The following is a 16183-nucleotide window of genomic DNA, read 5'->3' on the forward strand; positions in this document are numbered from 1 at the left end:
GCTAGGGAATTCCGCGTGGAGGATTATCGGCTTCCCGACCTGCTCGCCGCGATGGAGTTGTCCTTCCACAACGTCGTCACGATCGCCTGGTGGTCGGGCAAGGAAGGCAGCAAGCTACCGAGCATGTTGCGGGCCGGGTTCGCCGTGCGGCTCGCGTACACGACGGAAGCGGGTGCTCCCATCGTCGACACCGAGTGGGTCGAGGGCGGCGAGCTGACCGTGACCGTTCGGGCCGACGCCCCGAAGGACGAGCTGAACGAGGCACTCAAGGAGGTCGTTCAGAAAGCCGTCGCCGGGTACAACCCCCAGCAGCCGACGATGGCCGTTCAAATCCGGATGACCTCGCTGTTGCAGGCCGGTGCGGCGGGTGGCCTGACGATGGGTTACGCGTTGTCGGCGTTGGCCGGACTGGGTATCAATCCTGTCCACATCGCGGGCAGGGCCGTCTACTACCTCTGGGCGCTTGCCGTGTCGCCGCCGAGCACGTACCTCTCCGGAGGCAACCACATCGAGGCGGTCAATGAACTCAGGAGGTTGCGTGCGGCATGGATGGGAGGGCTTGCCGGCCCGAGCGTGCGAGAACTCACCGAAGGAGCTCACGAAGCAGGCGGTGAAATCACGCCCATCACCGATCTGTACAACGTTGGCCGGCCCGAGACACCGCCCTATGAGCAGCCGGTACATCTGACACCTGACGAGGTGCTCGCGCTGCGCAAGCCGGTGCGTGAGCTGGGCAGGACCATCGCAGACCAATTGGCCACCAACAGTTTCGGTGACCACTACCCGGTGAACCAGCGGCTTGCGGACACTCTTCAGGACGTGTCGAAGGTGAGCTGGAACCCACCAGGTGAATCGAGGCAGGACGCGCACGGTACCCAGATCGAGGAATTTGGCTCATTGCAGCTCAAGCTGCCCTCCGGTGCGATTGCCAAAATAGCCATCGTCCAAGGGACCGAGTCGCATTCCTCGATCATGCTCAGGGGCGCCGATGTCAAGGTGCCGGACAAGGCATCCGCGTCCGATGAATCGTCCGGCGAAGATGCCGCTGACAAAGACAAGAAGGGCGAACTGCGGTATTGGATCTATCTTTCGCCGAACGCGCTTGCTGCCGGCGGTGAAACGCTTCGTAACGTGCTTTACGAGCAGGTCGCCGACGTGATCACTGTTGCGCCACGAGTGTGGCGGCAGCCGTCGTTCGGCAAGTACTTCAAAGAGGCCTTCACAGTGTGGCCGCTGGAGCCGATCATCGGAACCTCGATGGCGTTGCAGACAGGCTCGACCGAGATGATCTTCGCGACGGCATTGGCCGGAGCGGGTGGTCGGCTGGCGGGGATGGTCGCGCGGATGATCAACTTCCGGTATCGGCAAGCACGGGGCTGGTTGTGGTCGGAGTCCGTCAGGGAACGGCAGAACTTCGAAAAACTGGTGGCGCCGCAGCAACGCATCGATTTTGCTCATACGGCGTTGACCCTGCTGGGTAGTGCGAGCTACGCGCATGACGCATTTGTCGATGAAGTGCAGCGACAGCGGGTGAACCCGCATCCGGCAGGTGAACTGATTCCGTCGGATATCGAAGGTCTGCGCGCGTTGGCGGGACAGCAGGTCAAGGACGCCGCGGCGAAGAACCCGGCACTGGCCGGCACCGAGGTGGTGCGTGGTGAACTCGGGGAACCTTCGCAAGCGGGGAAGGGCAAGGATTCCGACGAAGCGGATTCCGGCAAGCTCACTGTCGTTCTCAAGGCGAAGCGGCGGCTCCCTCAGCCCAAGGTTCCCGCCGAGATCAGGGTCGAAATCGGGGTGAGTCCCGACCTTCCCGGCCCGTACTCGCCGGTGATCACCACAAAAGACATGAGCGTCGTGAAGCGGACCGATGTCAGGGAATACGTGTTGTTGCTTCCCGCGCAATGGCTGGTGGGGCCGAACCGGCCACGCGTTGAGGAATTGAATGGCTGGTTGACCGCGCATACCAACGAGTTGCTTGAGCGGGTCGTCCACATGCACGCTCGTGAGCGGCGTCAGCTCGGGATCGCCGCAGCGGGCAAGGCGTTCGGCAGTGGCGCGTTGACTACCGCGATCAGTCTCCAGCAAGGAAACGCCGAGGCGGCGACCGAAGAGGGCATCAAACTCGCGCAAGCGACCGGTGATGGCGTTATGCGGGTCGTCACGGCGCGTGCGATGGTGGAAAAGGCCGCGCAGGCGCTCCAAGACGGTCTCAGGCCAGAGGCGGCAACCGCGCACACGATGGACGACTGGTGGAAACTCAGAGTTGAGCGCGTCCATCAGTCTGACGAAATTCTTAGTGAGCTGTACGCCGAGCAGGCGGAGGACGCGGTGGTGCAGCAGCGGGTGAGAGCACTGATCGACGCGAGGGCGCCAAGGTCTGACGACCCGAACGTCATGATCACCGACTTCGAGCGAATGCGCAAAGCGGGTGAACTGGTCAAGAGGATCCCCCACCTGGCATCGGTGGAGCGGTTCGGGCCCGGTGAGTACATCCTCAACATCGACAAGGTGAAAAGGGCGGGCACCAAGCAACTGATCGCGAAACTCAAGGGTATGCACCGGCAGCAACTCATCGTGCGGTTGCTGCCGTCGCTCCCCGGCCTGCCGACCCTGATGGTTCCCAATGGCGGCGACTCACACGCGATCGCCTTCGGCTCCGATGCGGAGGAGTTGGTCGCCCAGCTCACGAGTCTGGTCGGCGTCTACTACAACGGCCCCATCGGTGTCGCCGGTAAACTGGCGTACCTGCTCGAAGAGGCCGGGTACGGGAACATGGGCGGTTTCCTCAGTCGCGCCAGTACCGAGATCGCGGGCGGCGACCCGAGTGGGAGGGACCTCTTCGCTCAGGCGTGGGCAGGCGTACTGTCCACATGGGTCAACGCGACCTCGGCGACGTGGTTCCGGCGTGGTGACTTCCTCAAGGCTGAGCAGTTCACTTGGCGCTACACCTACGATGCCGCCGCAATGTCGGCCGTGCGCAACCAGGTTGCCCAGTACATGGCGACCAAGGTCGCCGAGTACACGGCGGGACAAACGATCGAGTTCCTTGAATTCGCTAAGGAGTCCGGTCTGTTCATGCCGCAGACCGTCGAGGTCATCACGGCCTCCTTGGACAAGGAAGGTCCCTATCACACGGTCGAACAGTGGTTGACGGTTCGCGGGTACGACGCCACCCGGTTGCCGGAGAACCCTACGTTCACCGACATCGACCAGCTTGTGCGCGACGAGGACGGCAGGGGGCCGAGGGGGTCATCGCAACCACCGGTACCTCCGCGCCCACCTTCGCCGCCCCAGCCACCACAGCTTGACAACCCGAGGCCCGCTGGCCTCGACACGGACTTCAACCAGATCAGTGGACACATTCCTCCTGGCTTGGCGGGAGGTGGCACTGTCGCCCGGTTCTCCGATTCGGGCGACCCCGATTACCGGACTGAGCCCAAAGCCGTCCAGGGGCCGGCGCGAGCGAACGCCGGTGAGATGTCGTTCGACGCGTTGATGCGTGCCGTTGACAATGTGGAACGCAAGTTGTCCCCGATCATCTCGCCAGTCAGGTCTCTTGCTTCCAGCTACACGGCGGCAGGACCCGAATACCGGTATCCGGGTTTTCTGCTCTTGCCGCAGAAGGCGGACCCCACCGAACTCCGGTCGCTGTATGGTCACCGGTTGGAGAACGTGCTCTGGGTGCCGACAACCCAGATGACCGAAGACGAAGCCGTTCGGTACGTCCTGAATGCACTCGGCCAACACAGCTACGTGCTTGCTGAGGAGCAGCGTCGAGGCATCGACGAGTCGGTAGCGGTCGGCCGAGAGAACGCTGGCTCGCTGATGGTACTCAATCTGCTCGCCTACCAGCGATTCGAAGTCCTGCGGAACACCGGCTACACGGCGGAAGCAGCGAACTTGCTGACCGAATTCTCAGCGGAGGCGCGGCGAGTGCGGACGGCGCTGCCTTCCGGAACCGACTGGGAGAAGGTCGGCGACAGGTATCTTTCCGCGTTGGCCAAGGTGATGCTCGACGAGGAGGACTACCTGCTCAGTGTTGCTCGCAGGGAGGATTTCGCTCGGCTCACCGCCGAGGAGCAGGCCGCCGCGCTCGCCGTCGACTGGGCTCTGATCAACGACGATGTCGACCGTCCGAGGTGGAGAGCGGAGACAGCAGGTGAGGCCACTCCGATGCGTGCTGGCCTCATGGCCGTAGAGTCGGCCGTCTTCGGCCAGCGAGGCGGCCTGCGCGAAGCCTACAGTGGCCACCAGCTTCTACTCCAAGCCGCATTGTCCGATCAGGACCTCGGTAGCCCGGCGGCCGTCACGATGGCTACGTTGCTCGTGAATGGCCCCGGTCCGGAGGCCGATCCCACCCGAACGCAGAACGATGTCGCGGCAAACCTCGCGTTGCACGACACACTGCGAGGCAGACCGACCGTGGCACCACCGCGCACGTTCGACGGTTTCCGCGACGGTGACCCGTCACTTCCGATGGGCAGGGAAGTCGGCGGTGACGGCAGGGTCGAAGACTGGGCGGGCGTCAAGGGCCGTGGAGCCCGCATCCAGGAGGTCGTCGACGTTCGTGACCTGCCTGCCGGGGAGAGGGCGGTTTCAATCGATGAAGGGTACGAAGCCATCGGCAGGGCACTGCGTGCGGGTCCCGCGGATCGCCCGGGAGGAGAATACGCATACGCCTATGTGCATGTCTTCCACGAAGGCAGTGACGAACCCAGGTTGACGGGTATCGCCTACTCACGCGCCAGGGATATCCGGTTCTATGTCGATCCGGTCAGTGGAAGGTCCAGCGTGAATGCCCCGCTGTTCTCCGAAGGGGTTGTCGCTCTCCATGCCGCTGTCTATGACGCCTGGGGCGAGGCCGTTCCGATGGAGGGACGGGCACTCAGCGAGCTGAGCAGGCGACCGCCGACCGCTGCCTACCTCGCCACTGTTCCGGCCGAGCAGCGTCAGGCCATGACGGCAAGAACCAACAGGGTTCTGCGTGCCCAGCGCGAAATCGAGGATCCTTCCATTGCCGAGGGGTTGAATCAAACGGGCCTCGCCTTTCTTCCCGCCGAGATGCTGCCCGTCTATTACCAGGTGAGTGTTCCCGCGCGACTCGAATTGCTGGCGATCGCCGACATCGTCGACGCTCGGCGGAATCCTGACGAGTTCGTCAGGGCGGTGCGGAATTTGCGGGACACCTTGCCCGCCGACATGGAGCTCGACGAGGGCCTCGCCCTGAGATGGCAGGACGAATTGGGAAGCCTGCCGCAGTCGGAACTTGCCGGTGCAATCGTCGCGCATCGGTACGAACCACCGGTCGACGCCTCCGACTTCGATCCCGTCACGTGGAACATGGACGTACTGACACGGGTCCGGTCCGACCTGGTCACCACTACGGCCGCGGAGCGGGCGGGTCTTGTCGACCTGAGGCCGGACCTGTGGGTCCGGCTCAACTCGCTCTATGACGGCGTGGACACAACGGACGACATCGGTGTCGTGTACAACGAGCCGAGGGGGTCCCGTCCTCCTTCGAAGTCCGAAGTGGAGGAATTCAGGAAGTCGCTGAGGCAGAGGGACGGCAGCTACCCTTCGAAGCCCGCTCCTCGGAAATGGGCCAAGGCGTTGCTGAAAGCGGCCACGGAGGATGCCAACCGTATTCCAGTGTCCCAGGGTCCCGCGGTTCTGCTTGCCGCGATGTCCACTTACTACGGTGAGAATCCGACGCTGCCCGCAAGACCGACCATAGACTCGTTCGCGGATGGTGACCTCGATCGACCACGTGGCGGGGACCCTGGTAGGTATCTGCACCTTGAGCAGATCCTCGGACTGCCTTTCCAGCACAGTAAGGCGACATTGGGCGAACACTTCTATCCCGCGTTGGCGCAGTACTTCCTCGAAATCGGAAACGACGGCACTATGGCGCTGGTCGTTCATCCACCCGAGACGGTGGGGGAGCCTGATCGCTGGGTACTCGTCGGCAAGCACGACGGCGAAATGTGGTCGATGTCGCCGGAGTTCGGCTTCACGGCCAGGCCGGATCCCAGAGCTCCTGAGAGGGCATTCACCGGTGTCGAATCAGTACATGTGCTGATGATCAACGAGCGAGGCCAGCCCTTCCACGAGACCGGACTGGTACTGGCCGACAGTCCGACACTCTCGAAGCTTCCTCCCAGAGCCGATTCGGTGTCGGGGCGGTACGCGATCAGGGGAGAGCTGACTCGGCGAGCCGCATTGGAGGTAATGGCAGAGCCGGATAAGCCGCAAGGCCTCAGTGAACCGCTGAGCGAGCTGTTCGACTCGCTTGAGACAGTCGCCGCGAAGCGTCACTTCCGGGTCCTGCACGAAGCGGCTGAGGGCGATCCGGGACTGCTGCAGCGTGCGGTGAACACCGTCTTCGCGTTGACAGCACGGCAATCGGAGCCCGAAGCGGCAGAATGGAGCGCCGACGAGGCCCTCGCGGCGGAATGGCACGCCCGACTTGGTGCTCTGGTGCCTGCGGAGCTTCCCTCGAATGCCGTGACGGATGTGGCACCGGGACTGTCCAAGCTTTCGCGGTGGAGGTTCTCGGTAGCTCGGCAGGCAGCGGAGCTCGATCAGCAAGCTCTCGACGAACTCAGCACGCAAGCGCCAGTGTTGGCGCAGATCATTCGGGAGTTTGGCCTTCCGAGGTTTGGACTTTCCAAATTCCTTAACCTCGTGATCCTCGATCGGCCCGAGAACACCGTGGTACTTCCGGCAAAGGGAGATCCCCATCGACCGCGCACCCTGCGAACTGATCGTGAACAAGCTTGGCGGATCTTCGGCAACGCCGGAGTAGACCTCCGGGACACCCACGACTTCTTCTACCGTGATGAGTACAAACGCCAGATGTGGCTGTTGCCGACCGCTCTTGGCGCGGTGGCGGCTTCGGCGGCGAAATCCGACACGTATCTGACAGACCCCATTGTTCTTGCCGACGAAAAGGGCATGAACTTCGGCGCAGTGTCGAAGTGGATGATGGTGGGCCCCGTTTTCGGCGACTCGCTCGAACTTGATGACGCGAGACCTGATGGACTGGTCAGTCCCGAGATCTTCCACGCGTTGTGGGCGCTCGGTACCGCCTGGCCCGAGAAACTCCGGGCGCTTGCCGATGTCGACAACCCGAGCGCGACGTTTCCTATGGTGCGTCTGCACCTCGCCAAGGTCGTCACCGAGGAGGTCGCGCAGTCGATGAGCGTGCATCCGCCGGTTCAAGTGCGCGTGTCCGAGTTCTTCCCGGACACCGGTGCCGGAGCGACCACGCCGACATGGATGAAGGTGTTGGAGAAGGCCGCTGCGGGGTTGTCTCTCGAACCTCGTTACCGGGCGGTGCACGATCGGGAGTTGCCGGTCGGTTACGACCGGTTCCGAGGACGTCTCGACCACGCTGACATGATCGAATTGCTCACGACCTTCACCGGTGAACCGTTCACGATGACCAGGAGGCCGACCGACTCTACGGAGGTGACGGCATTCTTGCGGCGTCTTGCCGAACACAGGATGCCTTTCTTCGTCGGGCTGGACGGCGTAATGCCCGTCGCGGTCGGGATGAAGCCCGTCGATCACTTCGCCGGTTTTGTCCCCGAGATTTCCGATGACGGGTCGATCAGGATAAGAACAGCACCCGCTGAAATGGTGACAGGACTCGAGCTGGCGGTGGTGCTGCCAGGCATGCTCGACGAAGGCAGGCTCACAGAGTTGGTTGCCCACCTCGTCTGGGGTGAAAACGAGCCACTGCTGCATCCCGTGCTGTCTGAAACGGACTAGTGCTGCGTACTCTGAATAGTCGAATGACAACCGGTCGAAGGAAAGGAGCGGTCCGTGGATCCGGATTGGCGACCTGGTAATGAGGTCGAGCGTGACATGTTGACCGCGCTTGAGGCGAGTGACGGTAAGCGGTATGCGGAATTGCTGCGTACGTCGCCGTTGTACGTGCCGTCCTTCGGGGACGGGGATCAGGAGGATTGGCCGGAGGGGCTTCCCCGGATCGACGACGAGCACGTCCTGGTTTTCACGTCTCCTGTGACGTTGTTCAGGGCACTGGCCGGGCCCGCTCGTGGCTACGAGGAGTTGCACTACACCTCGCTGCGGGATCGGTGGCCGGATCCGGAGACGCAGCTCGTGGTCAATCCCGGTTCGCCGATCGGGGTGTTCCTCAGCGTGAAGCAGGTCGACGACCTCGCGGAGGGCATCGAGAAGCTGATGCCGGTCGAGGAGATCCAGAACGTCGTCTCGGACACCATGATCGAGCAGTTGCGGCAGTTGTGCCTCGCTTCGCTGGGCAGCGACGAGGAGGTCGCGGCAAGGGCACTGACGGACGTGATTCCGAACGAGCTGGAACGTCAGCTCGAAACGGCCGTCGAGGACCTGGATTTCGACGCGTTCCTGTTGGCGCTGCTTGGCTCCGATGTGGTGGCGTTGACGACGGAGGCGGTCGCCGACCCGAGTCGGATCGCTCGCAGGGACTTCCCGTGGCGGGTGCTCGGCACGGATGAGGCACCGATCATCGCGGTCTTCAGTTCGCATCAGGTGCTGGACAGGGTCGCGCCGGGTGGGCCGCACCGGGCCGAGATTTCCTTCCTCGACCTGCTCGCGAGCTGGCCGGACGACGACTACGTGATGTGCTTCAACCCTGGAACGACCACTGAGTTGACGTTGCCCGGCGGTGGGGTGCCTGAGCTTGCCGCGGCGATGGCCGACGCCGCCGACGACTGACGAGGGGCCTGGGGCCCGCTACGTTTCGTGACCCGGAAACCATGCCATGGGTTGTCATGGTTTCCGGGGAGCATGGAGTCGACCCAATCGCACCTACCGACAGGATGGGTAACGACCTTCATGCGTGAAACCACGGCGGAGCTCCAGCGGCTCCAGGATCTTCTCGACTCATCGCTCTCCCGTTCGACAGGGCACCTGCGCTCGATCGTCACCGGGCGCACGGTGAACGCCGAACAGCTCACCGGGATTCTGACCGGGATGTGCACCCTCGCCTTGTCGACCGTGACGGCGGGGCACGAGCCCCGCATCAGCGGTGCTGACGGGCATTTCCTGCACGGCACGTGGCACTTCGGAACGGCGCGCAGCGCGGCGAAGGCCAAGCACATCGCCGCTCGGCCCTCAGTCAGTGTCGCGCACATGCGCGGTGAGGACCTCGGGGTGTTCGCGCACGGCAGCGCGGAGATCCTCAATCCGCACGACGGCGAGGCCGCCGAGGGTTGGCCCGAACTGCTTGCCTACTTCAAGGACCTCTACGGCGACGACGCTTTCGACTGGGACGGCGACGTGGTGTTCTACCGGCTGCATCCACATTGGATGACCGTGTTCGCGCCGGACGTCGACAAGCTCATGACGGCCTGAGGGCGGTGAACACCAGTGTGGCGGTGCACAACAACAGCATCCCGGTCGCGTTGAGGTAGAGGTTCCTGCCGAAGTCCCTTGCCTTCACGTGCATGCTGATCGCCACGAGGAAGTACGCGACGAGAGCGGCACACGTGAGCACGGCGAGCGGGCGCCACCAGATTCCCGCGACGAGCCCGGCAGTCGCCGTCAGTTTCAGCGGCGGCAGCACTCGCCAGAACCGCGGCGGGAAGCCGACATCGCGCAGACAGTCACGGACGAAGGCGACCGGCTTCCAGCACAGGAAGGCGTCACCAGCCTGGATGAAAGCCAGGACGGCTACTGGCCACCACGGGTCGATCATGGGAGTCCCCTCGCTCTCCAACACTTGTCGGGTGGAGGACGAGACGTCCGAAGAGAACGTGACAGGACGAGCGCGCGGCGCCCACTGTGGACGGACTCCGCCGCTATCGCGATGATTCCCGCGATAGCGGCGGCTGTTTCGAAGTCCCTCAGCCTTTTTCGCTGACGGCTTCGAGCAGGTCGTCGAGGTTCAACGTGGTGAGGTCGCTGCGGTCGGGCCTGCGGCCGAGCGCCCGCAGCCGGGTCGACTGTGCCTTGCGCATGCGTTCGAGCAGCTTGCGGGCCTCACGCGCGTTACCGAAGCTCTCGTCCCGCTCGATTTGCGAGAACCACTCCAGCAACGCCAGCTCTACGTTCTCAGCCAGTTCGTAGTCGGCGCCCTTCGCGACATGCCTCGCGATCTGCACGAGCTGATCCGGCGTGTAGTTCTCGAATTCGAGCGTCTTGCCGAACCGGGAAGCCAGGCCGGGGTTGGCGTCGAGGAACTTCCGCATCTCGCCGGTGTACCCGGCGACGATGACCGCAACCTCGTCGCGGTGGTCTTCCATGAGCTTCACGAGGGTGTCGATGGCTTCCTGGCCGAAGTCCGCGCCGCCGCCGCTCGACCGGGACAGCGTGTACGCCTCGTCGATGAACAGCACCCCGCCCCGTGCTTCGTCGAACGCCGACGCCGCTTTTTCCGCCGTGTGCCCGATGTACTGACCGACGAGGTCGCGCCGCGCGACCTCCTTGAACTTGCCGTTCGGCAGGATGCCGAGTGCCTTGAGCAGCTGCCCGTAAATGCGGGCGATCGTCGTCTTACCGGTACCGGGCGCACCGGCGAAGACGAGGTGGTTGCTGACCGTGCCGATCGAAAGACCTTCGCTGCGCCGCCACTCGTTGACCTGGATCTCGTCGATGAGAGCCCTGACTTCGCTCTTCACCCCGGACAACCCGATCATGCCGTCGAGTTCGCTCAGCAGCTTCTCGACGCGTTCGAGATCCTGTTGGTTGCCCTTCGACGCGTTGGCGCCGACGGGGGTTTTGGCGCCCGCCTTGTCGTCACCCTCGCGGATTTCCGTGCGTGCGCCGGGATCGACGAAGATGCCGGGCGACGCGGTGTTCTCGACCCGGCAGCCCTCGATGACGCCACCGCAGCCCTTGCCGACGGAGATTCCGACCCCCTGGGTGTCATGGATCCACGAGGCGGTGATCACGGGCGAACTTTGGTCGGCGACCGCGATGCCGACGTCTCCGGTGTGCGAGATCTCGCAGCGGTCGATGCTCGAATCGGCGGCCTGATACATGTAAATGCCGCGGAAACCGCAGCCGGTGATGGTCGTGTGCCTGACCTTGGCCCGCGTCCCGAGCCGCAGGATCATCGCGTCGTCGACGATGTCGCGGATTTCGCAGCGGTCGACGACGCCGTCCGACTCCTCGATGATGAGCCCGTACTGGCCGCCGGTGATCTTGGTGTTGATCAGTTCGACCTCGGCGCCCTCCGAGATGGTGACCGCCGCCGCGAAGCCCGCGGACGCCTCACAGTCGATGATCTTCGCCTGACCGCCGCGGATGCGCGCGGCCGAGCTTTCCTCGCAGCGCAGGTTGACGCCGGTCAGCTCGATCTTGGCGCCGAAAGCCGTGATGGCGGGCTGGTCGGGAGTCGGCGAGACGATGGTGACCGAGTTGTCCTCCTCGGCGCTGAACACGATGTGCTGCTGCTGGACAGTCAACGCTTCGCGGTACTCACCCGCTGCGATCGCGATGGTCGTCCCGTTCGTCGCGGCGTCGAGTGCGTCGCGGATCGTGGGAAAGGCACCGCGCTGCTCGGGTGCTACGTGAAGGGTGCGTGCCATAACTCCGTGCCAGGTCCGGGGGCTAGGGTCGGCCTCAAAGTTACCGCAGAAGGGTGGCAATGCGTGCAATCCGGATGGCAGCCGGCTGATCAGGTTGAAACCGACATGTGGGACGCCCTTCAGAAGGGCGACAGCCAGCGCTTCGCGCGGCTGGTGATCGAGAACCGGCTCTACGTGCCGAAACTGCCCGAGCGCAACAGTCCTGACTGGTGGGAGCTGAGCACGGCGCTCGCGCTGGAGCGGGAGCACGTGTTCGTCTTCACGTCGGTAGCGTCGATGGACCTGGTCCTCGGCCGGTTCGTGCGTGGTTACGGGACGACGGATTTCGCCACCCTGCTCAGGCAGTGGCGGAACCCCGACTGGGCGCTGGCGATCAACCCCGGCCTTCCGATCGGGCTCGCGTTGCCGCCTGCCGCGTTGCCGGCGGTCGCGTCGGGGGAGCTGTCGCTGAAGGCGATCTCCGAGGTGGAAGAGGAAACCTCCGAGTTCATGGAGGGTGAGATCAGGGCCCTGTGCCTTGAGGGGCTCGGGGTGGACCAGGAGTCCGCGTCAGGGCCACAGAGCTCGGCGCCGGTCAACGCGCTTGAGCGGGAACTGGTCGCCGCCGTGGCGCAGCAGGACGGTGGTGCGTTCATCGACGCGGTGATCGGTGCCGACGTCGTGGTTCCGACCTCACGTCCGGTGACCGACCCGGTGGAGCTGGATGAGTTGACCGAGGAGGACTTCCCCTGGCTGAAGATCGAAGGTGGACCGGTCACGGCTGTCCCGGTGTTCAGCTCGGAGTCGTTGCTTGACGACATCGTCACAGCTCCGGGGGACCGACCCCGTGTGACCATCCCGTTTCTGTCCGTCCTCACCAGGTGGCCTGACGAGACCCATGTGCTGTGCTTCAATCCCGGCACGGACACCGAGTTGATCCTGTTCGGTGACACGGTTCTCGAACTTCTCGCGGCCGTCGCGGAAGCTATTGACGACGGCTCCGGAAGCGGGGGCGGTCAGCCGTACTGATCCGGGCGCGGCTCCCCCGATCGCCCGTACTCAACCCGCAGTCTCCCGTAGTCTGGCCCCGTTGGTCTGTACTCGGCCCGTTGAACTGGTCATTTTCTTTCCGGCAAACACTTGGATCTTGTTAGCTATCCGCCAGTAGGATGACGTCGCGATGGTCGGGACGCCAGGTCCCGGCGGTCGAGTGTGGCGGAAAGGGAACCGGAGCGGCGTGGCCTGCGCTCGAAGTGGTTGTCCTGACCGTCGAGTTGCCTGAGGACCGAGCGGTTCGCGGATCGCTTTCCGATTGGGGTGGTGGTTGTTGTGGCCGGTTCGCGTGGCCGGCTGGGGGAGCTGATCCGAGGATTCCGGCGGCGTGCTGGTCTGACCCAGCGGGAGGTAGCCGACCTCGCGAGGCTGAGTGTTGCCGCTCTGCGTGATGTGGAGCAAGGCCGGGTGGTGCGACCACGGGCTTCGACCCTTCGCAGCCTCGGTGACGTGCTCGGACTGTCCAGGGTCGAGCTCGAACAGCTCATGCACGAATCGGGCGGCGAAGCCCAGGACAGCGGACTCAGGGTCGAGGTACTTGGCCCGCTCAGGGTCTTCGTCGACGGAACGGTGATCGATCCGGGTTCCGAGACTCAACGGGTGTTGCTCGCGCTGCTTTCGCTTTCGCCGAACACTCCGGTGGCGCGCGACGTGCTTGTCGAGTCGGTATGGCGCGAACAGCCCGGCTTCGGGACTGTCGATTCGCTGCAATCCAGGGTGTCGCGACTGCGCAGAAGGCTGCAAGGGACGGGCGCCGACGGCGACGGCGTGCTGACCGCCGCAAGGGGCGGTTACCAGTTGACCGTCGCCGAGAGCCAGCACGACCTGCTCGTGTACAGGGGTCTGCTCGGCAGGGCACGGAGGGCGAAGGAGAACGGCGAGCTCACCGAAGCGTGCGGGCTGTACGCGGAAGCACTCGGGCTGTGGCGGGGCGAACCGCTTGAAGGGCTCGGCGCGGTGCAGCCGCATCCCGTCGTCGTCGGTCTCGGCCACGAGTACAGGGCCGTGGTCGTCGAATACGCGGCCGTTGCCTGCGACGTTGGCCGGTACCCCGATGTCCTGCCGTTGTTGCAGCGGGTCGGCGAGGCGGAGCCGCTGCACGAGGCGGTACACGCGGCGTTGATGATCGCGCTGGCGGGCAGCGGTCAACAGGCCGCGGCGCTCAACGTTTTCGACACGCTTCGCCGCAGGCTCTCCTCGGAACTGGGTGCCGATCCCGGCCCCGAGCTGTCCGGCGCCTACCAGCGGGTGCTCCGCCAGGAGGTGTCACAGCCGGAAAGAGCATCGGTCAGCGCACACCGGCAGTTGCCTCCCGACATCGCGGACTTCAGCGGCCGTGAGGCCGAGCTGAACGAGCTGCACGAGATGCTGCCGAGCGCGGACGGTGGCACCGCCGTCACGATCGGCCTCATCGAAGGCATGGGCGGCGTCGGAAAGACCAAGCTCGCCGTGCGCTTCGCCCACCAACTCCTCGCCGAGGGCCGCTACGCCGACCAGCAGCTTTACGTCGACCTGCGAGGGCACGCCGACCAACCGCCGGCTGACCCTTCGGCCGTGCTCGCCTCGTTTCTGCGTTTGCTCGGGGTGGCGAGCGATCAGATTCCGCCGAGTCTCGACGAGCGGGCCAGCCTGTATCGCGACCGCCTCTACGGCAAGAACGTGCTGGTATTGCTGGACAACGCCGATGGCGAAGACCAGGTGTTGCCGCTGCTTCCGGCCAGCCCGACCAACTTCGTGCTCATCACGAGCAGGCGCGCGCTCGCGCTCGACGGCGCCCGTTCGTTGCCGCTGGATGTCTTCACCCAGTGTGAGGCACGGGAACTGCTGGTCAGGGTCGTGAACCCGGCGAGGGTCGCAGCCGAGCCCGCCGCCGTCGATCAGGTCGTCGAGTTGTGTGGCGGGCTTCCGCTCGCCGTCGCGCTCGCGGGCCGCCGGTTGCAGTCCCGGCCCGCGTGGGGATTCGCCGAGCTGGCAGCGAGGCTTGAGGAGACGGGGGACCGGCTGGGCGAGCTGGCCGCGGGGAGCCGCAAACTGCACGCCGTCTTCGATCTCTCCTATGCCGCGCTCTCTGCTGACGAGCGGCGCATGTTCCGGTTGTGCGGGCTGTACCCCGGCGACGATTTCAGCGTCCCCGCCGCGGCCGCGCTTGCCGAATTGCCACCACTGAGCGTGCGCAGGCTCCTCGACCGGCTCGTCGACGAGCACCTGATCGGCATGGTCACCGGGCAGGCATACCGGTTGCACGATCTGCTCGTCGCCTACGCGAGGGACGTCGCGGAAAAGGAGGAGACCGAGCAGTCGAGGCGAGCCGCGCTCGGAAGGCTGCTGGACTTCTACCTGCACACGGCGGCGGAAGCGGCACGAAGGCTCCAGCCGAACCGCATCGAGATGGAGCTCGCGGGAACCGCGCCGGCTCACGCACCCGCGTTGCCGACAAGGCAGGACGCGAAGCAATGGCTCGACGCGGAGCGGGCGAACCTCATCGCCGCGGTGACCGTCGCCGCCGAGCAGGGCTGGCCGGTGCACGCGTGGCAGCTCACCCGCTCGCTCAGGGAGTACCTGCACCTGTACGGCTTTTCCCACGACCAGGACTGGGTTCGTACGCACGAGGCCGCGCTCGCCGCTGCCGTCGCGGCGAAGGACGCCAGGGGCGAGGCGCTGACCAGAATGGATCTCGCCGCTGCCTACATGAACCACGGGCGCAACGAGGACGCGCGGCAGCACCTGTCCAGCGCGCTGGAATTCCACCGCAGCGTGGAGGACCACGATCTGGAAACGAGCACGCTGGGTTCGCTTGGCAGGTTGTGCCACCGGCTCGGTGAGTTCGGCGAGGCGTTGCGTTATCTGCGGCAGGCCGCCGCGCTGTGCGCCGGCCGGGATTCCTATTCCGAGGGCGTCGTGTGCTCGCAGGTCGGCCTGGTGCTGACCGCGCTGGGCGAGGCGACCGACGCGCTTGCCAACTACCAGCGCGGACTGGTGCTGGCGCGGCTGAGCGGCAACACCGCTGGCGAGGCCGCTGTCCTCGCCGACATCGGCGATTGCTACCGCAGGCTCGGCAGGCACGCGGAAGCGCTCGATCACGTGCAGCAGGCGCTCAAGGTGGCGACGGACAATGGTTTGCTGCCGAAGGTGGCCTACGCGAAGTACCGGCTCGGCAACGTCTACCGCGAGCTGGGCAGGGTCGACGAGGCGATGGCGACCATGACCGAGGCGTTGCGCATCGCGCGGTCGGCGGGTGGCTCGGTGAGTGAGAGCGAGGTGCTTGTCGACCTCGGTGTCACTTACCGGGACATCGGCGACCTGACCACCGCGTACAGCCTCTTCGATCAGGGGCTTCGGCTGGCGATCAAGCACGGCGAGCGCTACCAGGAGGCGAGGGGACTCAACGAGCTGGCCGAGTTGCACCGGTGCGCCGCGCGAGCCGAGCTGGCACAGGATCACTGGCGCAGGGCACGCGACCTCTTCGACGAGCTCGGGACGCCGGAAGCCAGGGAGATCCGCGAGTTCACCAGGTCCATCGCCAACTGAGACACAACGCTCTCCGGTCCGACCTCGTGGGGAGCGGAGGGCGCCATCCAGCCCAATCTTGTTGAACAATCCGACAGCCCGTT

The 16183-nt window shown here is 64.9% G+C and carries 7 protein-coding genes (1 of these 7 only partly in view); 5 read left to right on the top strand and 2 right to left on the bottom strand.

Annotated features, from left to right (window positions below; translation table 11 throughout):
* The 3 genes from BAY61_RS01145 to BAY61_RS01155 all read left to right on the top strand — a co-directional run.
* Window positions 1–7776 carry the end of a hypothetical protein gene (locus tag BAY61_RS01145; protein ID WP_176879640.1) on the top strand. Its footprint begins 50004 nt before the window's first position, so 7776 of the gene's 57780 nt are visible here — the last part of the coding sequence; its start codon lies beyond the left edge, outside the window; the stop codon is at window positions 7774–7776.
* Window positions 7777–7830: 54 nt separating this feature from the next.
* Entirely contained in the window at window positions 7831–8724 is an 894-nt protein-coding gene (locus tag BAY61_RS01150; protein ID WP_091801385.1) for an SseB family protein, read from the top strand.
* A gap of 120 nt (window positions 8725–8844) precedes the next feature.
* Window positions 8845–9363: a pyridoxamine 5'-phosphate oxidase family protein gene (locus BAY61_RS01155; RefSeq protein ID WP_091801387.1), complete on the top strand. Its 519-nt coding sequence runs from the start codon at window positions 8845–8847 to the stop codon at window positions 9361–9363.
* Here BAY61_RS01155 and BAY61_RS01160 read toward each other — a convergent pair.
* Both BAY61_RS01160 and BAY61_RS01165 read right to left on the bottom strand, forming a co-directional pair.
* Window positions 9350–9706, bottom strand: a complete 357-nt coding sequence (locus BAY61_RS01160) for a DoxX family protein (RefSeq protein WP_091801390.1) — start codon at window positions 9704–9706, stop codon at window positions 9350–9352. The two genes, BAY61_RS01155 and BAY61_RS01160, sit on opposite strands and share 14 nt — an antisense overlap.
* Before the next feature lie 148 nt (window positions 9707–9854).
* Window positions 9855–11540: a right-handed parallel beta-helix repeat-containing protein gene (locus BAY61_RS01165; RefSeq protein ID WP_091801393.1), complete on the bottom strand. Its 1686-nt coding sequence runs from the start codon at window positions 11538–11540 to the stop codon at window positions 9855–9857.
* A gap of 105 nt (window positions 11541–11645) precedes the next feature.
* Here BAY61_RS01165 and BAY61_RS01170 point away from each other — a divergent pair, with 105 nt between their 5' ends.
* Window positions 11646–12548: an SseB family protein gene (locus BAY61_RS01170; protein ID WP_091801396.1), complete on the top strand. Its 903-nt coding sequence runs from the start codon at window positions 11646–11648 to the stop codon at window positions 12546–12548.
* A gap of 300 nt (window positions 12549–12848) precedes the next feature.
* Window positions 12849–16100 (top strand): tetratricopeptide repeat protein, encoded by a 3252-nt coding sequence (locus BAY61_RS01175; RefSeq protein ID WP_245865649.1) that lies wholly within the window; start codon window positions 12849–12851, stop codon window positions 16098–16100.
* The last annotated feature ends 83 nt before the right edge of the window (window positions 16101–16183 follow it).

Source organism: Prauserella marina, assembly GCF_002240355.1.
GTDB classification, from domain to species: domain Bacteria; phylum Actinomycetota; class Actinomycetes; order Mycobacteriales; family Pseudonocardiaceae; genus Prauserella_A; species Prauserella_A marina.

Excerpts from the sequence above, each read along its gene's own strand:
- BAY61_RS01155 (WP_091801387.1), top strand. The coding sequence starts at position 8,845 with ATGCGTGAAACCACGGCGGAGCTCCAGCGGCTCCAGGATCTTCTCGAC.
- BAY61_RS01160 (WP_091801390.1), bottom strand. The coding sequence starts at position 9,706 with ATGATCGACCCGTGGTGGCCAGTAGCCGTCCTGGCTTTCATCCAGGCT.
- BAY61_RS01165 (WP_091801393.1), bottom strand. The coding sequence starts at position 11,540 with ATGGCACGCACCCTTCACGTAGCACCCGAGCAGCGCGGTGCCTTTCCC.
- BAY61_RS01170 (WP_091801396.1), top strand. The coding sequence starts at position 11,646 with ATGTGGGACGCCCTTCAGAAGGGCGACAGCCAGCGCTTCGCGCGGCTG.